An 18,169-nucleotide genomic window follows, 5' to 3' on the forward strand; every position below is an offset into this window, starting at 1 on the left:
CATATTTAAATGACCTTAGCATAAAAACAGTTTATTCACATAAGTCATCAATCGATTGATTTAAGATGCCACAAATTAACCTGTCCGATGTTTAGATATCATCGTTCAAAGAGAGTCTTACATACATCAAAGCGACCTGTAAGCCCCAAACACTTCACATTGACTCTTGCATGGCCTCCCACGCAGGCAAAGCCGCATACACCGCAGCAGGCGCATGGGCATCGTTGGCGGCATAGCGAATTTGGGCTTCGTTCAATTGTTTTTTCGCCCAATTACTGGTCGATTGGCGCTTGGATTTGTGAAAATTTTGCCCTAGCACCAAGGCCACTGCCCCACGCACACCGACAGAAGCAATGTATCCATGGCGCTTGAATACCCTATCTAAATCAACAACATTGTTCAATGCCATGCCCAAACGTTTAGGCAAACTGGCTGTATCGTGTTGTAAACCAAAACCAATTTTACAAATGCTGTCTGAATTCAAAATTTCAGCCGCCAAAGCCAACGCTTGCGAATGATGCAATTGTAAAATCCAAGCAGCCTGCGTGCTTGCCAATTGCACAATGTGCGGCCCTGTATCCACCTCACCTACTTTGAATAAAGGCTTGCTTTCGGTATCAAAGCCCAACACTGTTTGCGCCAGCAAAACCTCTCTGGCTTGGGCAAATTCTGCGGGAGTTTGTGGAATGAAAATATCAGATTCAGATAAAATATCAAAATCAGGCAATAATTGGCTAACTTCTTTAGAAGGTGGTTTCAATCTTGGTGGCATATCAATATTCATGTGCATTTAATATTGTGAAGTTTACAGGACGCTTGGCTTTTAAATAAGCGGCCTGTAAAGATATTTTTTTAATATCGAAACCACATTCTGATGGCATTTCAAACACATTGAGTTAAAAAAACAACCAGAGCTGAGCTCAAAAACCATCAAAGCCATTGAATTTCAAGAGCTGTATCTTCTGCGTTGCCGTTAGGAGGAATTCATATTCAATTGAGGCACATTCAATGGTAAACTTGCTGGCAATTTTTTTTGAAATGCTTGCATGACCACCTCAACCAAACCACCCAAACGCCGCATCAATGGCGTCTTGCTTTTGGACAAACCCAAGGGCAAATCCAGCAACACCGCGTTGCAAATCACCAAACGCCTGTTTCAAGCTGAAAAAGCCGGTCATACTGGGGTACTAGACCCATTGGCAACGGGCTTATTGCCTGTGTGTTTTGGTGAAGCGACCAAATATGCGCAGTATTTATTGGATTCGGACAAGGCCTATATTGCCGATTTAAAATTCGGCATCGAAACCACAACAGGCGATGTAGAAGGTGAAGCATCTTCAACCACCGATGTGCGCATCAATGCCCAACAGTTTCAGGACGCTTGCGTGGCATTTACGCGCTCGTATGAACAAATGCCACCGATGTTTTCTGCTTTGAAACACAATGGCAAGGCTTTGTACGAATACGCCCGCCAAGGCATTAACATTGAACGCAAACGTCGCACCATCACCATTTACCAAATTGATGTGTTGGCGTTTGACGAAGCGGCTCAAACCGCGCAAATTGCTGTGCGCTGCTCAAAAGGCACTTACATTCGCACCTTGGCTGAAGACATCGCCCGTCACGCAGGCTCTTTGGCACATTTGACCGATTTGCGCCGCACTGCCACAGCAGGTTTTGGTATCGAACACGCTTATAGCATTGAAACATTGGAAAGCTTGAACTTAGAGCAAAAAGATGGTTTATTGTTGCCATGCGAGGCTTTGGTGGCACATTTACCTGCCATTACACTGCAAAATGCTGAAATTGAGCGCTTGCAATATGGACAACAGGTGCAAAGCGATGCAATTTGTGAAATAATGTCGCCCTTACGGGTATATGACGATGCGCAGCAATTTATGGGCTTGATCGAAGCGTCTGCTGAAGGCGTATTGAAGGCTTTGCGATTGATGAGTACTCAGAACAATCTGTAATTTTTTCGGAGACAGCGAGGGTTTCGGCTCTGTTGTCTTGCCGGGCTTGTAGCCCTGATATTTAAATGGAGTAATACCAAATGGCTTTGACCGTTGAACAAAAAGCGCAAATCGTTAAAGATTTCCAACGCCAAGAAGGCGACACTGGTTCTAGCGAAGTGCAAGTTGCATTGTTGACTTTCCGTATCAATGATTTGACTCCTCACTTCAAAGCAAACATCAAAGACCACCACAGCCGTCGTGGTTTGTTGAAAATGGTTAGCCAACGTCGTCGTTTGTTGAGCTACTTGCGTCGCACTGATGCGGAAACTTACCGCACTTTGATCGGTCGCTTGGGCTTGCGTAAGTAAGATCCTTTTAAAGTCGCAACTTCGGTTGCGACTTTATTTTCATTTGTATTTTCAAAATCTTGGGGTTAGGCTCTGAATAACTAACCATGCACATCTAGCAATATTTGATATGTGTGCATCATTAGGAATTCAGGTCGCCACCCAAACCATTCCAAAGGAAACTCATGTTTAACAAATTCGTTAAATCATTCCAATACGGTGATCAAACGGTCACCATCGAAACAGGCGAAATCGCACGCCAAGCCACTGCTGCTGTTAAAGTGTCTATGGGTGATACTGTCGTTTTGGTATCAGTGGTTGCAGCTAAAAAAATCAAAGAAGGTCAAGACTTCTTCCCATTGACTGTGGATTACTTCGAGCGTACTTACGCTGCTGGTAAAATCCCTGGTGGCTTCTTCAAACGTGAAGGCAAACAGTCTGAAAAAGAAATTTTGACCAGCCGCTTGATTGACCGCCCAATTCGTCCTTTATTCCCAGAAGGTTTCTACAACGACATCCAAATCATTGCAATGGTGGTGTCTGTAGACCCTGAAATCGATTCTGACATCCCTGCAATGATTGGTGCTTCTGCTGCTTTGGTTTTGAGCGGCGTGCCTTTCTCAGGCCCTATTGGCGCTGCGCGCGTGGGTTATATTGACGGTCAATACGTTACCAACCCAACCAAAGCCCAATTGACTCAAAGCCAATTGGATTTGGTCGTTGCTGGTACTGCCAAAGCCGTATTAATGGTGGAATCTGAAGCACAAGAATTGTCTGAAGCCATTATGTTGGGCGCAGTAGTACATGGTCACGAGCAATTGCAAACCGTCATCACTGCTATCAATGAATTGGCTGATGAAGTGAATCCTGCGGTTTGGGAATGGACAGCTCCAGTAGAAAACACTGAGTTAAAAACCAAAGTCCAAGAAATTGCTGGTGCCATTGTGGCTGAAGCATTCACCATTCGCTCGAAACAAGAACGTTCTGCCAAATTGAACGATGCTTGGGCTGCATTGGAAGCGGCTTTGATCACCGAAGAAAGCAGCACTTTGGAAGTGAACGAAATCCGCACTTTGTTCAAACATTTGGAAGCGAATGTGGTTCGTACCCAAATTTTGGATGGTCAACCGCGTATTGATGGTCGTGATACACGCACCGTACGCCCTATCGACATTCAAACCAGCGTATTGCCACGCACCCACGGTTCGTCTTTGTTCACTCGCGGCGAAACCCAAGCTTTGGCAACCGCTACTTTGGGCACACAACGTGACGAGCAAATCATTGATGCTTTGAGTGGCGAATATACAGACCGCTTCATCATGCATTACAACTTCCCTCCATACTCAACAGGTGAAGTGGGCCGTGTCGGTATTCCGAAACGCCGCGAAATCGGTCATGGCCGTTTGGCAAAACGTGCTTTGATTGCTGTGTTGCCAGCGCAAGAAGATTTCAACTATACCATGCGTGTGGTGTCTGAAATCACCGAATCTAACGGTTCGTCTTCTATGGCATCTGTTTGTGGCGGTTGCTTGGCATTGTTGTCAGCAGGCGTACCATTGAAAGCGCACGTTGCGGGCATCGCGATGGGCTTGATTTTGGAAGGCAACAAGTTTGCGGTATTGACTGACATCTTGGGCGACGAAGACCACTTGGGCGACATGGACTTCAAAGTAGCAGGTACTGAAAACGGCGTGACTGCTTTGCAAATGGATATCAAAATCCAAGGCATTACGCCTGAAATCATGCACATCGCTTTGGAACAAGCCAAAGAAGGCCGTGCGCACATTTTGGGCTTGATGAAAGATGCAGTGGAAGGTCCTCAAGAAATGTCGACCCATGCACCACGCTTGTACACTTTGAAAATCAATCAAGACAAGATTCGTGATGTGATTGGCAAAGGCGGCGAAACCATTCGTGGCATCATCAAAGACACTGGTACTGAAATCAACATCGACGACACAGGTACTGTGGTGATTGCAGCAACCACTGCTGAAGCGGGCGAAGCGGCTAAAAAACGCATCGAAGAAATCACGGCTGAGGTGGAAGTGGGCGCAGTATACGAAGGCACTGTGTTGAAGATTTTGGACAACAACGTTGGCGCGATTGTGTCTGTGATTCCAGGCAAAGATGGCTTGGTACACATCAGCCAAATCGCTCACGAACGTGTGAAAAACGTGTCTGATTACTTGCAATTGGGTCAAGTTGTGAAAGTTAAAGCTTTGGAAGTAGACGACCGTGGTCGCATCCGCTTGTCTATCAAAGCTTTGTTGGACAAACCAGAAGCAGAATCTGCTGAATAATTCAGCATTTTGTCACACAAGCCACTCTTTGTAGAGTGGCTTTTTTCATGCATAAAGTTTACAGGACGCTGAATATCTCTTACAGAAGCGGCCTGTAACAACAGATGACATGACAAAAATCATATTTTAAATAAATTCTTTGAAAACAAACAAATATTCTATTGATTTATACCATTAAGATGGATAAAACATGAATATTCATCATCCAATATGGCACTAAAAGGAATCCAGCATATGTCTTTATGGTCATGGCAATACTCATTTGGCAAGTGGCTTTCATGGGCTTTCATGGGTGTCAGCATGTATGCTCATGCAGAGGCGACCGTTCACCCTAAAGCCATGTTACAAGCACACAATCAAGTACGCGGTGTGGAGAATTTGCCATCATTGACGTGGTCGCCACAATTGACACAATATGCCCAAGAATGGGCACAATATTTGGCTCGCAATAACCGCTGCGAAATGCAACACCGTAAAGGCAAAAATAATCCGTTGCAAGCTGGTGAAAACATTTATTGGAGTGGTCCCTTACAATACTCCAATGGCAAACGCGCTGTGGCATCTGTAAACGACAGACAAGTGGTACAAGACTGGGCGAGCGAAAAAGAATATTATTCTTATAAAAATAATAGCTGTCGCACAGGGGAGCAATGTGGACATTACACCCAAATCGTTTGGCGCAATACTCAAAAAGTCGGTTGTGGCGCAGCTTTGTGTTCCGATCAAGGGCAAATTTGGGTTTGTAATTATGACCCACCCGGCAATTGGCAAGGTGAGCGCCCTTATTGAATTGAGGTCACTATTTCAATCAGCATTAGACATAATAAAATAGTATGGAGAGACAAAAAATACAGCGGTATTGGCAAACAAAATTCTCTACCAATCATCCGACTTCATATAAATTAATACGATATTAATAATGGTGCAATGCACAAATGCAATTAAATACAATTTGATTGTAAAACAAGACACGACATATATAAAATAACTATGCTTAATGATGGACACTGACAACGATTTTTATATAAAATTAACATGAGTATATTAATCGGTGTCATGGTGATTTGGATGGTTTTGTAATTTAATATCAAGAAAATTTTAAAAGTAAGAGGATTATCAAAACAATCCTCATTCAATTAGAATAAAATCCAAAAAAATCTCGCAATCTGCATATTTTTTTCTTAAAAAATACCTGTTTCATAGTCAGTTACATTGACTGAAAAGCTGTGAAGGTCGATACTCTCAACGTTTCATAAAAGCAAATGGTTTATCAAGGCTGCGACACACAAACAGCCTAACCAATTAACTCAAGCAAGGAGCTCTATAATGACTGGTGAAAAGTCAACCATCTTTTATACAATGACCGATGAAGCGCCATTGTTGGCCACTTACTCGTTCCTTCCTATTGTCGAGACTTTCACACAGCCTGCTGGTGTTGAAATTATCAAAAGCGACATCTCTGTTGCCGCTCGTGTTTTGGCTGAGTTTTCAGAATTTTTGACTGAAGAGCAAAAAGTAGAAGACACTTTGGCCAAATTGGGCAAATTGACTCAAAACCCAGACACCAACATCATCAAATTGCCTAACATCAGTGCTTCTGTAGCGCAATTGACTGCTTGTGTCAAAGAATTGCAAGCCAAAGGCTACAACATTCCTAGCTACCCAGAAAATCCAACGACTGATGAAGAAAAAGCCATCAAGACACGTTTTGGTAAATGTTTGGGTTCTGCGGTGAATCCTGTATTGCGTGAAGGCAACTCTGACCGCCGTGCACCTGCTGCAGTGAAAAACTATGCGAAAAAACACCCTCATTCTATGGGTGAATGGAAACCTTGGTCACAAACCCATGTATCGCACATGCAAGAAGGCGACTTCTACCACGGTGAAAAATCCATCACTTTAGACCGTGCTCGCAACGTACGCATGGAGTTGGTGACTGAAGCTGGCGAAACCATCGTATTAAAAGAAAAAGTGGCGTTGCAAGACAAAGAAATCATTGACTCAATGTTCATGAGCAAAAAAGCTTTGTGCGACTTCTACGAAAAAGAATTAGAAGATTGCAAAGAATCAGGCATTTTGTTCTCATTGCACGTGAAAGCGACCATGATGAAGGTATCACACCCTATCGTGTTCGGTCACTGTGTCAAAATCTATTACAAAGATGCGTTTGAAAAACACGGTAAATTGTTCGACGAATTAGGTGTGAACGTCAACAATGGTATGGCGGGTTTGTACGAAAAAATCGAAACCTTGCCAACTAGCCAACGCGAAGAAATCATCCGTGATTTGCATGCTTGTCAAGAAAACCGCCCTGCTTTGGCGATGGTTGACTCTGCCAAAGGCATCACCAACTTCCATTCTCCTAACGATGTGATTGTGGATGCCTCTATGCCTGCGATGATTCGTGGCGGCGGTAAAATGTGGGCAGCAGATGGCAAGCCTTACGATTGTAAAGCGGTCATGCCTGAATCTACGTTTGCACGTATTTACCAAGAAATGATTAATTTCTGCAAATGGCATGGCAACTTTGACCCTAAAACCATGGGTACCGTACCTAACGTGGGCTTGATGGCGCAAAAAGCAGAAGAATACGGTTCACACGACAAAACTTACGAAGTGCCTGCTGCTGGTGTTGCTAACATCACCGACATTGAAACTGGCGAAGTATTGTTGTCTCAAAACGTAGAAGCTGGCGACATCTGGCGTATGTGTCAAGTCAAAGACGCTCCAGTACAAGACTGGGTGAAATTGGCTGTGACGCGCGCTCGCAACTCTGGCATGCCAGCAATTTTCTGGTTGGACCCATACCGTCCACATGAAAATGAATTGATCAAAAAAGTAGAAACTTACTTGCAAGACCACAACACTGAAGGCTTGGACATCCAAATCATGTCTCAAGTACGTGCAATGCGCTTTACTTTAGAACGTGTGGCGCGCGGTTTGGATACCATTTCTGTGACTGGTAACATCTTGCGTGACTACTTAACCGACTTGTTCCCGATTATGGAATTAGGCACATCTGCGAAAATGTTGTCTATCGTGCCTTTGATGGCAGGTGGCGGCATGTACGAAACAGGCGCAGGTGGTTCAGCACCGAAACACGTACAACAATTGGTAGAAGAAAACCATTTGCGTTGGGACTCTTTGGGTGAATTCTTGGCTTTGGCGGTATCTTTGGAAGAGTTGGGCATCAAAGAAAACAATTCTAAAGCCAAATTGATTGCTAAGACTTTGGACCAAGCAACGGGTCAATTACTGGACAACGACAAATCGCCTTCACGTCGCACTGGTGAATTGGACAACCGTGGCAGCCATTTCTACTTGGCCAAATATTGGGCAGAAGCTTTGGCAGCACAAGACGAAGATGCTGAGTTGAAAGCACAATTTGCGCCTTTGGCAAAAGCTTTGGCTGAAAACGAAGACAAAATCGTGGCTGAATTGTCTGCGGTTCAAGGTCAAGGCGTGGACATCGGTGGTTACTACAAAATCGATCCAGTAAAAGTAGAAGCGATTATGCGCCCTAGCGCGACTTTGAACGCGGCTTTGTCTGCAATCTAAGCAATATTTTCGTATTATCCAAAGCCGATGTGTTCGCACATCGGCTTTTTTTATCTCTGATTGACGCAATCATAGACATGCTACTCAAGCGAATTGACACCTAAATGAATCTTGAAAATACAGTGATATTTTATTTACAGGACGCTTCATATTAGAGATTGCCAATGCCAATGCATTGGTATTAATATGCCATATCACTAAAAATGAGAAAACATCATGAGCGGCTCACAACCAAAATTGCGTCATGTATTTTGTTTAGAAGGCGATTGGAACAGCGATTTGCGCGCACAAAGTTCGATTTTGGCTGGCTTGGAATTGGTCAAATCCATTAACGACATCGACTACATTTACAAAACCTGCATCACCAGCGAAGAATTTTATCAACGTTTGGACTGTCTGCTAGCAGGAAGTCATACTGAGCGCTCAAAATACGGCAAATTCAAAATTGTCTATTTGGCATTTCATGGCGACGAAGGCTGTTTGTATTTAAGTGAAAATTCCGAACAAAGCATAGAATTAAATGATTTTGTCGAACGTTATGCAGGCTGCTTCAGCGGCAAAATCATCCATTTTGGCAGTTGTGAAACCTTGAATTTACCAGAAGCCGAGTTACGCCAACTCTTGCGTCAATTGGATGCCGATGCCTTGGTCGGTTACACTACTGAAATTGATTTTTTATCCAGTACCTTAGTGGATTTGTTATTTTTTGAAATCTGCCAAGCTTATACCACCATGTCAGCCATTAAAAGCAATATGTTTAAAAAATATGCTGGCTTGTGTGCAGATTTGGGATTTGTAATGGTACACCGATCATCATGACCGTCCTGTAACCATCCAAACTGACCATTAAGGATACCAAACATGAAACCTTCACGACTGTTACAACCTGTATTCATCAGTGGATTAAGCTTGTATCTGTTCAGCCCCATGGCTTTTGCCGACACCTCACAACATCCTACTTACCGCTACGCCCAACACCACCATTTTGATGTTTTTTATCAAGATTTCAAAACCGCTTTACAACACGAAGACAAACATGCCGTTTTTAAAATGACTCAAATGCCTTTTGTTTGTCATGCTATCGAATGTGGTGCTTTGTCGCGTGAAAATGGCGAAGAATATGATAAAAGCAAAGATTTGAGCATGCACAATCAAAAAGAGTTTTTACAAAAATACAACCAAGTCTTCACCATGCGCATGCAAGACTTCATGCGTGGAAAATTTATGAATTTACATGAAGCAGGCGATGATGAAAACGTGCGCCAGTTTTTTTCCCAAACCGAGCAAGTATTGCAAAGCTTTTATCAAGACTCTGACTACAATGAATCCGATGTGTTTAGCTTTGATGTGAACAATCAAGGCAAATACCAATTGCAAAGTATTCCTTATCGTCCTTAAAAAGGGTTTACAGGACGCTTTAAAATATGCCATTTACCAATGATTGATTGGTACAAATGGCATATTTATTTTGCATGAAACGGATGAAGATTAACGAATGTCTATCTGCCCCATCATGCCCAAGGCTTCATGTTCTAAAATATGGCAATGAAACATTCTCAAACCTTTAAAATCCTGTTTGCATCGAACCCTGACGCTTTGCAAAGGTTTTACATTCACCGTATCTTTCAAAGCACGATACGGCGGTTGGCTGCTTTCGCCAAACTCCATGAATTCGATGACTTCAAATTGTGTGCCATGCAAATGAAATGGATGATCCATGTGCGATGCATTGGTAATCAACCAATCTTCTGTGGCATGTACTTGTCCTATCAAATCGATTCGGTTCATGTCAAACGTTTGTCCATTGACTTTGAACATTTGCTCCAAAGCCACATTATGCTCTTCACTGAAATTGACGATGTGCTCCGCAGTCGGCGTTGCAAATCGCGGCAATGAGCGCAAGGTTTTCGGCAAATTGAATTCAGGCATGGCAAGATGAATAGATGCCAATTCAGATGTTTTTGTATCAAAAGTTGTCATCATTTTTTTGCGGTCATACGGCAGATTTTGCAACACCAAACGCCCTTGTTTGCGCGGTTTTAAAATGATTTCATAACGCTCAGCAGGCACAACCAACAATTCTGACACAGGCGCTTGTGGCTGCTCTAACAAGCCGCCATCCGTTCCCACAACGATGATGTCACAATCGGGAATGTGCAAACGCAAATAACGGGCATTGCACATATTCCATACCCGAATGCGTGTGGTCTCTTTCAGTTCGATTTGAGGTTTGTATGCCCCATTCATCAATACAAATTCGCCCTCGCGCCCATTGATCCAATCCATTTGCGTGTTTTCAGGTATTTGAGCGTGCGCATCCAAACGCAAATCACTGAAAACCCAATGTTGTTCAGGCAAAGCGGCCAAAGGATCGTTGCGGCTTTTAACGATACAAGTACCCGCCAAGCCACGAAATGCTTGCTCTGCCGACAAACCATGCGCATGGGTATGATACCAATATGTGCCTGCCGAACCTTTCGGCAATTTGAACGTGTAAGTACGGGCTTTGCCCGATAATACGGCATCGTGAGGATTGCCGTCTTGCGATGGCGGAATGGGCAAACCATGAAAATGTACGGTCGTCGGTTGGTCTAATTCGTTGACAAACAAAATGCTCACTTCATCTTCTTCATACAACACAATTTGCGGCCCACCCAAAATGCCGTTGTACAACCAAAATTCGGTTGGCATGCCTTTGACCAATTCCAAAGTCTGTTTTTTGGCTACCAAGCGTCCGACAAACTGCTGCGCACGTTTGGATTCGTTTTTTAGCAAGGGCATCATCGGCAACAAGCCTGCCACAGGAAAATGTGTTTCATCCAGCAGTTTTTGTTCTTCAGGACGCATCAGCAAGGTTTTTTGATTATACAAGCTGTTGTTCATACCCATATGGCTGTCTAAATGCGATGCAGCAGTATGTTCAGCGCCTGAAGCTGGTACATTTTCAAGCTTGGTATTGGAGGATCTTTGACAGCTTGCCAACAAACCCATGGCACCCAAACTGAGTCCATAACTTAAAAAACGCCTTCTATTGATCATATACTTGCCTAAAAATCAGTTGTTAGAAATGACGATGATGTCCCACATACCATCAAGCGGCTTAATATCATTTTATTTGATTGACTTAAACATTAGCCAATCCAAGCATCTCAATGCAATATTACCAATGCCATGAACATTTTACAGGACGCTTCATTCATTGACATGACCGTTTTAACACCACATACAGATGTTATCAAACCCAATCGAAACACACACAAAATACAGTACAATAAAGCCACTTATTTTTAGGAGTGTTTTGTTATGCCAGCTCAATCGGTGATTGTCCCTCTTGCTTCACAACATGCGCGTTTCATGACATTGCGTTTTACTTCAGGCAGCAACGCCCATCTTAAAGCAGCCATCGGTGCGCTGCTTGATGCATGTGAAGCATTGCGCCAACAATATCCGCAAGCAAACATCAAAACAGGCATTGCCTTTGGCTTGGCGCAATGGCAACAATTGTATGCTCATAGTCCTGAGCATTGGCACGATTTGCAAGCACGTGCGGGAGACTTTGCCATGCCTGCCATCGCTGCCGATGTCTTTTTACACATTGCCAGTGAACAAGCCGATGTGTGTTTTGCTTTGGTGCAAGCATTCATGCAAGCGTGTGGCGATGTGGTGACGGTCTTGAACGAAACCACAGGTTTTCGCTATTTGGACAGCCGTGATTTGACTGGTTTTATTGATGGCACCGAAAACCCGCAACAAGCCGATGAACGTGCGCAAGCGGCTTTATTAACTGAAGACGCGGGCGAATTTGCCGAGGGTAGCTTTGTGATGGCGCAGCGCTATGTGCACCATATGAAAACATGGCATGAGCAATCAATAGACAGCCAAGAGAAAATCATTGGGCGCACCAAACCAGACAGCATTGAGTTAGACGATGCTGTGCGCCCTGCCAACTCACATATTTCACGTGTCATTATTGAAGACGACACAGGCGAAGAATTGGCGATTTTGCGCCACAGTTTGCCATATGGCAATGCCAGCGGTGAACAAGGTTTGTATTTCATCGCCTACACGCCTGATTTGGGTATTTTGGATGCGATGCTGGACAATATGTTTGGTACCTCAGGCGATGGCTTGCACGACCAATTTTTGCATTACACCACGCCTGTCGATGGGGCTTATTTCTTCATGCCATCTGAACAATTGCTTGCCAAAATCATCGCATAATCAATTTCAATAAAATAAGCGTCCTGTAAACTTACAGGACGCTTATTTCAATACCTTGACCACATCAATTACAATTTAGTGCCTTTGTGCAACGCCACCACACCTGCAGTCAAATTATGATAATCGACCAAATCAAAACCCACGTCATACATCAATTGTTGCAAGGTTTCTTGGTCTGGATGCATGCGAATTGATTCTGCCAAATAACGGTAAGATTCGGCATCTTGTGCAATCACTTGACCAAATGTTGGCAAAAATTTGAACGAATAAAAGTCATACACAGGTGCTAAAGGCTTGGCAACCTTAGAAAATTCCAAAACCAACAATTGACCGCCGGGCTTTAACACGCGGTACATTTCCTTCAAAGCTTGGTCTTTGTGTGTCATGTTGCGCAAACCGAACGCCACCGATACCAAATTGAAATAATTGTCAGGAAACGGCAATTTTTCTGCATCGCACAAAGCCACAGGCGTAATCGTACCCTCGTTAAGCAAACGGTCACGACCCACGGTTAACATCGATGAGTTGATGTCTGTCAACCACACTTCGCCTTTATCGCCCACACGTTTTTTCCAACCACGCGACAAATCGCCCGTACCACCTGCGATATCCAAAACTTTATCGCCTTTTTTCAATCGCGCGGTGTTGATGGTGAAATGTTTCCACACACGGTGCAAACCGCCTGACATCACGTCGTTCATGATGTCGTATTTGCTTGCCACAGAATGGAACACCTCGGCCACTTTGCCCGCTTTTTCTTCTTCATTGACGGTTTTGAAACCGAAATGGGTTTGTTTGTCTGTCATATTTTTCTTCCATACGGCATGTTTACTGCCCGATTGTAACCGATTTACCCATTTACAGGACGCTTAAACGTCACGCGAAGCGCCTGCTTGCGCCAAACGCGCCTCATATGCTTGCCATTTGGCTTCTTGAGTGGTGGCCAATTCATGCAAATATGCCCAATCGTACAAACCTGAATCATGCCCATCGCTGTACACAATTTTCAAAGCATAATTGCCACTCATTTCCAAACCGACAATGGTGACCAAGCGTTTGCCCGTTTGCAAAACTTCTTGTCCCACACCATGACCTCGCACTTGGGCGCTGGGCGAATGCACACGCAAATATTCAGCACTCAAACCATAGGTTTGACCTGCATATTCCAAATGTAAGATGCTTTTGTTTTTGTCCAAACGGATGGTTTCGGGCATCTGCACCATATTTAATCCTTATTGAATGTTTGACGGGTTAACACCATCGCGTCGCCATAACTGAAAAAGCGGTATTCGTTTTCGATAGCATGTTGGTACAACGCCATGATTTTTTCATAACCATGAAACGCACTGACCAGCATCATCAACGTGGATTTAGGCAAATGGAAATTGGTAATCAAGCGATCGACCACTTTGATTTCAAAGCCGGGCGTAATAAAAATATCGGTGTCACCCGAACCCGCTTGCAAGCGTCCTGTAAGCGCAGCAGACTCCAAAGCGCGCATACTGGTGGTGCCTACTGCCCAAACATGGTTGCCACGCGCTTTCGCTTCATCAATGGCATCAACCACGCTTTGTGCGACCCAAAAACGCTCTGAATGCATGTGATGCTCTTCAATATTATCCACTTTCACAGGTTGGAACGTGCCTGCGCCAACGTGCAAAGTCACAAAATGCAAGGCCACACCTTTGTCTTGCAATTGTTGCAAAATTTCAGGTGTGAAGTGCAAACCTGCAGTCGGAGCGGCTACTGCACCATCGTTTTGCGCATACACCGTTTGGTAACGCTCATCGTCATCTGCATCATCTGCACGCTCAATATACGGCGGCAAAGGCATATGTCCTTGCTCTTCTAACACTTCCCACACCGTTTTTTCGCCTTGAAATTGCAAGACAAACAAAGCGTCTTTGCGCTCAACCATCACTGCCTTGTCTTCGCCAAACTCCAAGACCATGCCAGGCTTAGGCGATTTAGACGAACGTACGTGCGCCCAAACCGTATGATCATCCATCACACGTTCCACCAAAACCTCAATTTTGCCACCGCTGGCTTTTTGACCAAACAAACGGGCTTTGATGACTTTGGTGTCATTCATCACCAACACGTCGCCAGATTTGAAAAACGAAACGACATCTGGAAAATGTAAATTTTGGAAGGCTTGGTCTTGCCAAGAAGCCAACAAACGGCTACTGCCACGAACCTCAGGAGGGTGTTGCGCAATCAAAGCTTCAGGAAGCTCAAAGTCAAAATCATTAATGTGCATTGTAATATGCTTATTCAAACAACAGAAAAACGGCATTATACGCCTGTATACAACAAATAGCGTCCTGTAAAACTGAAATTACACTCGAATATTTTGTATTTTTTTCATAGCAAGAATGCCCACAAAACAGTACAATGCGCTTCTTTTATCTATTTGGTGTTTTTACTTCAATCGCAAAAAACAGTATTTCTAAGCTGTATTTTATCGACAATACTAGCTTTTTCGCTGCAGTTGAGTAAAAATGATGAATTACTTTATCGAAACCTGTGTATGAGCGACTTATTGGTCTTACACGGCCCTAACTTGAATTTATTAGGCAGCCGCGAACCTGAAATCTATGGTGCCACCACTTTAGCAGACATCAATGCCCAACTGACACATATGGCGAAAGAGGCTGCTTTAAGCATTGATACCTTACAAAGCAATGCTGAATATGTCTTAATCGACCGTATCCATGCCGCCCGTTTAGACGGCACACGCATGATACTCATCAATCCTGGTGCTTTTACCCATACCAGTATCGCTTTGCGCGATGCTTTGACTGGTGTAGCATTACCATTTCTTGAAGTTCATTTGTCCAACGTTCATGCACGCGAACCGTTTCGCCAACATTCATATTTATCCGATGTGGCCAAAGGTGTCATTTGTGGTTTAGGAGTACACAGCTATTATCTTGCCATGCAATACGCCATCACCACATTAAAAGCATAACAAAAGGAAAACTTTCCATGGATTTACGTAAATTAAAAAAATTGATTGATTTGGTTGAAGAATCTGGTATTGCCGAAATCGAAGTGACCGAAGGCGAGGACAAAGTTCGTGTGACACGCACTTACGCTGCACCTGCTACCACTTATGCAGCACCTGCACCAACTTACAACATCCCAGCTGCGGCACCTACGGCAGTCGTGGCAGAAGTTGCGGCGGCACCTGCGGCAGTTTCTACTGCCAACGCTTTGAAATCACCTATGGTCGGTACTTTCTATCGTGCGGCCAGCCCAACTGCGGCTGTGTTTGTCAGCGAAGGTCAAACCGTTAAAGTGGGTGATACTTTGTGTATCATCGAAGCGATGAAATTGATGAATGAAATTGAAACCGACCGTGCTGGTGTGGTGAAACAAATCTTGATTACTGACGGTCAACCGGTTGAATACGGTGAACCATTGTTCATCATCGAATAATTCTCCCCCCCATTCCTGACACAGTGCTCTGTATAGAGCACTTGTACTCTCAAGGCTCAAGACCATGTTCAAAAAAATTCTGATTGCCAATCGTGGTGAAATTGCATTGCGCGTATTGCGTGCTTGCCGCGAATTAGGCATTGAAACCGTGGCTGTTCACTCTGAAGCCGACCGTGAAGCGATTTACGTGAAAATGGCCGATGAATCAGTGTGTATTGGCCCAGCCCAATCGGCTCAAAGCTATTTAAACATCCCTGCCATCATTGCAGCTGCCGAAGTTACCGGAGCCGAAGCCATCCACCCAGGCTATGGTTTTTTGTCTGAAAATGCCGATTTTGCCGACCGTGTCGAAGAATCTGGCTTTGCATTCATCGGCCCTCGTGGCGATACCATCCGTGTGATGGGTGACAAAGTCGCAGCCAAAGATGCGATGAAAGCCGCAGGCGTACCTTGCGTGCCTGGTTCTGATGGCGCGTTGCCTGACGATCCTGAAACCATCAAACGCATTGCCCAAGAAGTGGGCTTCCCTGTCATCATCAAAGCCGCAGGTGGCGGCGGTGGTCGTGGTATGCGCGTGGTTGAGCGTTTGGAAGATTTGATTTTATCCGTTGAAATGACCAAAACCGAAGCAGGCGCTGCGTTTGGCAATGCAACCGTATATATGGAACGCTATTTACAAAAACCGCGCCATATTGAAGTACAGGTTTTGGCTGACCAACATGGTAATGTGATTTATTTGGCTGAACGCGATTGCTCTATGCAACGCCGCCATCAAAAAGTCATTGAAGAAGCGCCAGCGCCTGGCATCACCGATGAAGAACGTCGTAAAATCGGCGAAGCGTGTGTAGCGGCCTGTAAACGCATTAACTATCGTGGTGCGGGCACATTTGAATTTTTGTATGAAAATGGCGAATTCTTCTTCATTGAGATGAATACTCGCGTACAAGTTGAGCATCCTGTCACAGAAATGATTACAGGTGTCGACATTGTACAAGAACAAATTTTCGTGGCGGCAGGCTTGCCTTTGAGCTACACGCAAGACGACATCCAAATCCGCGGTCATGCGTTTGAATGTCGTGTCAATGCTGAAGACCCGTTTACATTTATTCCAAGCCCTGGTTTGATTCAAACTTACCATGCACCAGGTGGTCCTGGTATTCGCATGGACAGTCATATATACCAAGGCTATACCATTCCACCATTTTATGACAGCATGATTGGTAAAATCATCAGTATCGGTCACGACCGTGATAAAGCCATGGCGCGCATGCGTGTGGCATTGTCTGAGATTGCCATCACTGGTATCAAAACCAATACACCTTTACACCGTGAATTGTTTGACGATGCTGGCTTCATTGAAGGCGGCACCAGCATCCATTACTTAGAACATTGGATGCAAGAGCACCACCCGAAAAAAGGATCTTAATATGGCATTTCAACAAGTCAACATCGTTGTTGCCTCTAAACAAGCTGAATTGTTGTCAGACGAATTGATGGAAATTGGTGCCTTGAGCACCGCTATCGAAGACGCTTACGCAGGTACTGACAAAGAACAGCCGATTTTTGATGAACCCAACGAGCCTAGCGCAGAAATTTGGGAACAAAGCCTCATCATTGCCATGTTTGATGAGGCTGCCGATATCAAACAAGCTTTGGCTTTGTTACCACCTGCCTTACAAGTGGCAGAAGCCGATTACAAAATCACTTCAATTGAAGACCAAGATTGGGTGAAATTGACCCAATCGCAGTTTGACCCTATTCATGTGTCAGACCGTTTGTGGATTACACCAACTTGGCATGAAGCGCCACAAGATGGCGCCATCAACATCGAGTTAGATCCAGGCTTGGCCTTTGGTACAGGCAGTCATCCAACCACGTTTTTATGCTTGCGTTGGTTAGATGCCAATATGCCAGTGGGTGCCACTGTATTGGATTATGGCTGTGGTTCTGGCATTTTGGCCATTACTGCCGCTAAATTGGGTGCATCACAAGTGGTCGGCGTAGACATAGACAAGCAAGCGATTCGTGCCAGTCATGACAATGCAGTACAAAACAATGTCAACATTGAGGTGTATTTGCCTGACGCTCAGCCTGAAGGCCAATTTGATGTGGTGGTTGCCAATATTTTGGCCAATCCATTGCGCATTTTAGGTCAAATGCTTTCAGGACGCGTGAAAGATGGCGGTCAAATCGTCTTATCAGGCATTTTAGAAGAACAAGTAGAAGAAATCTCTGCTTTGTATCAACAATGGTTTGATATGCAAACTGCTACAATTCATGATGGTTGGGCATGCTTATTTGGTAAAAAGCGCGCTTAACCTAATGATGTAAGGTTTAACCTGTGTTA

The 18,169-nt window shown here is 44.3% G+C and carries 17 protein-coding genes; 12 read left to right on the plus strand and 5 right to left on the minus strand.

The window, feature by feature from the left end:
* Window positions 1-154: 154 nt before the first annotated feature.
* Window positions 155-784 (minus strand): 3'-5' exonuclease, encoded by a 630-nt coding sequence (locus tag ADP71_RS06330; protein WP_216604051.1) that lies wholly within the window; start codon window positions 782-784, stop codon window positions 155-157.
* Window positions 785-1,046: 262 nt separating this feature from the next.
* On the opposite strand from ADP71_RS06330, the gene truB reads away from it, so the two are divergent.
* The 7 genes from truB (at window position 1,047) to ADP71_RS06365 (ending at window position 9,558) form a co-directional block, all read left to right on the plus strand.
* A complete protein-coding gene (gene truB, locus ADP71_RS06335; RefSeq protein ID WP_104931760.1) occupies window positions 1,047-1,973 on the plus strand; it encodes a tRNA pseudouridine(55) synthase TruB in 927 nt (308 codons plus the stop codon).
* Window positions 1,974-2,053: 80 nt separating this feature from the next.
* Window positions 2,054-2,323: a 30S ribosomal protein S15 gene (gene rpsO / locus ADP71_RS06340; protein ID WP_019958878.1), complete on the plus strand. Its 270-nt coding sequence runs from the start codon at window positions 2,054-2,056 to the stop codon at window positions 2,321-2,323.
* A 164-nt stretch (window positions 2,324-2,487) separates the two neighbouring features.
* Window positions 2,488-4,602, plus strand: coding sequence for a polyribonucleotide nucleotidyltransferase (gene pnp, locus ADP71_RS06345; RefSeq protein WP_019958879.1), 2,115 nt, complete (start codon window positions 2,488-2,490; stop codon window positions 4,600-4,602).
* A 234-nt stretch (window positions 4,603-4,836) separates the two neighbouring features.
* Window positions 4,837-5,391 carry a CAP domain-containing protein gene (locus tag ADP71_RS06350; RefSeq protein ID WP_019958880.1) on the plus strand — a complete coding sequence of 185 codons (555 nt, stop codon included), beginning with the start codon at window positions 4,837-4,839 and terminating at the stop codon, window positions 5,389-5,391.
* A gap of 537 nt (window positions 5,392-5,928) precedes the next feature.
* Complete coding sequence (locus tag ADP71_RS06355) at window positions 5,929-8,160, plus strand: NADP-dependent isocitrate dehydrogenase (RefSeq protein WP_019958881.1); 2,232 nt, start codon at window positions 5,929-5,931, stop codon at window positions 8,158-8,160.
* A 216-nt stretch (window positions 8,161-8,376) separates the two neighbouring features.
* Entirely contained in the window at window positions 8,377-8,979 is a 603-nt protein-coding gene (locus ADP71_RS06360; RefSeq protein WP_104931762.1) for a DUF6642 family protein, read from the plus strand.
* A gap of 42 nt (window positions 8,980-9,021) precedes the next feature.
* A complete protein-coding gene (locus ADP71_RS06365; protein ID WP_019958883.1) occupies window positions 9,022-9,558 on the plus strand; it encodes a hypothetical protein in 537 nt (178 codons plus the stop codon).
* A 90-nt stretch (window positions 9,559-9,648) separates the two neighbouring features.
* On the opposite strand, the gene ADP71_RS06370 is transcribed toward ADP71_RS06365, so the two are convergent.
* Window positions 9,649-11,199, minus strand: coding sequence for a multicopper oxidase family protein (locus tag ADP71_RS06370; RefSeq protein WP_155970537.1), 1,551 nt, complete (start codon window positions 11,197-11,199; stop codon window positions 9,649-9,651).
* Between the two features lie 264 nt (window positions 11,200-11,463).
* Here ADP71_RS06370 and ADP71_RS06375 point away from each other — a divergent pair, with 264 nt between their 5' ends.
* A complete protein-coding gene (locus ADP71_RS06375) occupies window positions 11,464-12,381 on the plus strand; it encodes a Dyp-type peroxidase (RefSeq protein ID WP_171460996.1) in 918 nt (305 codons plus the stop codon).
* A 68-nt stretch (window positions 12,382-12,449) separates the two neighbouring features.
* On the opposite strand, the gene ubiE is transcribed toward ADP71_RS06375, so the two are convergent.
* The 3 genes from ubiE to queA all read right to left on the minus strand — a co-directional run bounded on the left by ubiE (window position 12,450) and on the right by queA (window position 14,641).
* Complete coding sequence (ubiE, locus tag ADP71_RS06380) at window positions 12,450-13,187, minus strand: bifunctional demethylmenaquinone methyltransferase/2-methoxy-6-polyprenyl-1,4-benzoquinol methylase UbiE (protein ID WP_019958886.1); 738 nt, start codon at window positions 13,185-13,187, stop codon at window positions 12,450-12,452.
* A gap of 63 nt (window positions 13,188-13,250) precedes the next feature.
* Window positions 13,251-13,604, minus strand: a complete 354-nt coding sequence (locus ADP71_RS06385; RefSeq protein ID WP_019958887.1) for a gamma-butyrobetaine hydroxylase-like domain-containing protein — start codon at window positions 13,602-13,604, stop codon at window positions 13,251-13,253.
* Window positions 13,605-13,606: 2 nt separating this feature from the next.
* Window positions 13,607-14,641, minus strand: coding sequence for a tRNA preQ1(34) S-adenosylmethionine ribosyltransferase-isomerase QueA (queA, locus tag ADP71_RS06390; protein ID WP_019958888.1), 1,035 nt, complete (start codon window positions 14,639-14,641; stop codon window positions 13,607-13,609).
* A 270-nt stretch (window positions 14,642-14,911) separates the two neighbouring features.
* On the opposite strand from queA, the gene aroQ reads away from it, so the two are divergent.
* From aroQ to prmA, 4 genes are all read left to right on the plus strand, one after another.
* Window positions 14,912-15,352: a type II 3-dehydroquinate dehydratase gene (gene aroQ / locus ADP71_RS06395; RefSeq protein ID WP_104931765.1), complete on the plus strand. Its 441-nt coding sequence runs from the start codon at window positions 14,912-14,914 to the stop codon at window positions 15,350-15,352.
* A 17-nt stretch (window positions 15,353-15,369) separates the two neighbouring features.
* The gene (gene accB, locus ADP71_RS06400) at window positions 15,370-15,822 is read left to right on the plus strand and encodes an acetyl-CoA carboxylase biotin carboxyl carrier protein (RefSeq protein ID WP_171460997.1); all 453 of its coding nucleotides are present in this window, start codon (window positions 15,370-15,372) and stop codon (window positions 15,820-15,822) included.
* A 64-nt stretch (window positions 15,823-15,886) separates the two neighbouring features.
* Complete coding sequence (gene accC, locus ADP71_RS06405; RefSeq protein WP_019958891.1) at window positions 15,887-17,248, plus strand: acetyl-CoA carboxylase biotin carboxylase subunit; 1,362 nt, start codon at window positions 15,887-15,889, stop codon at window positions 17,246-17,248.
* 1 nt (window position 17,249) lies between these two features.
* Entirely contained in the window at window positions 17,250-18,140 is an 891-nt protein-coding gene (prmA, locus tag ADP71_RS06410; protein ID WP_019958892.1) for a 50S ribosomal protein L11 methyltransferase, read from the plus strand.
* Window positions 18,141-18,169: the final 29 nt, after the last annotated feature.

Origin of the sequence: Vitreoscilla sp. C1 (genome assembly GCF_002951955.2) — a bacterium.
Lineage (GTDB): Bacteria > Pseudomonadota > Gammaproteobacteria > Burkholderiales > Neisseriaceae > Vitreoscilla > Vitreoscilla stercoraria.

Bases quoted from the DNA above. Each gene is read 5' to 3' on its own strand.
- ADP71_RS06330 (WP_216604051.1), bottom strand. From the start codon at position 784: ATGAATATTGATATGCCACCAAGATTGAAACCACCTTCTAAAGAAGTT.
- truB (WP_104931760.1), top strand. From the start codon at position 1,047: ATGACCACCTCAACCAAACCACCCAAACGCCGCATCAATGGCGTCTTG.
- rpsO (WP_019958878.1), top strand. From the start codon at position 2,054: ATGGCTTTGACCGTTGAACAAAAAGCGCAAATCGTTAAAGATTTCCAA.
- pnp (WP_019958879.1), top strand. From the start codon at position 2,488: ATGTTTAACAAATTCGTTAAATCATTCCAATACGGTGATCAAACGGTC.
- ADP71_RS06350 (WP_019958880.1), top strand. From the start codon at position 4,837: ATGTCTTTATGGTCATGGCAATACTCATTTGGCAAGTGGCTTTCATGG.
- ADP71_RS06355 (WP_019958881.1), top strand. From the start codon at position 5,929: ATGACTGGTGAAAAGTCAACCATCTTTTATACAATGACCGATGAAGCG.
- ADP71_RS06360 (WP_104931762.1), top strand. From the start codon at position 8,377: ATGAGCGGCTCACAACCAAAATTGCGTCATGTATTTTGTTTAGAAGGC.
- ADP71_RS06365 (WP_019958883.1), top strand. From the start codon at position 9,022: ATGAAACCTTCACGACTGTTACAACCTGTATTCATCAGTGGATTAAGC.
- ADP71_RS06370 (WP_155970537.1), bottom strand. From the start codon at position 11,199: ATGATCAATAGAAGGCGTTTTTTAAGTTATGGACTCAGTTTGGGTGCC.
- ADP71_RS06375 (WP_171460996.1), top strand. From the start codon at position 11,464: ATGCCAGCTCAATCGGTGATTGTCCCTCTTGCTTCACAACATGCGCGT.
- ubiE (WP_019958886.1), bottom strand. From the start codon at position 13,187: ATGACAGACAAACAAACCCATTTCGGTTTCAAAACCGTCAATGAAGAA.
- ADP71_RS06385 (WP_019958887.1), bottom strand. From the start codon at position 13,604: ATGGTGCAGATGCCCGAAACCATCCGTTTGGACAAAAACAAAAGCATC.
- queA (WP_019958888.1), bottom strand. From the start codon at position 14,641: ATGCACATTAATGATTTTGACTTTGAGCTTCCTGAAGCTTTGATTGCG.
- aroQ (WP_104931765.1), top strand. From the start codon at position 14,912: ATGAGCGACTTATTGGTCTTACACGGCCCTAACTTGAATTTATTAGGC.
- accB (WP_171460997.1), top strand. From the start codon at position 15,370: ATGGATTTACGTAAATTAAAAAAATTGATTGATTTGGTTGAAGAATCT.
- accC (WP_019958891.1), top strand. From the start codon at position 15,887: ATGTTCAAAAAAATTCTGATTGCCAATCGTGGTGAAATTGCATTGCGC.
- prmA (WP_019958892.1), top strand. From the start codon at position 17,250: ATGGCATTTCAACAAGTCAACATCGTTGTTGCCTCTAAACAAGCTGAA.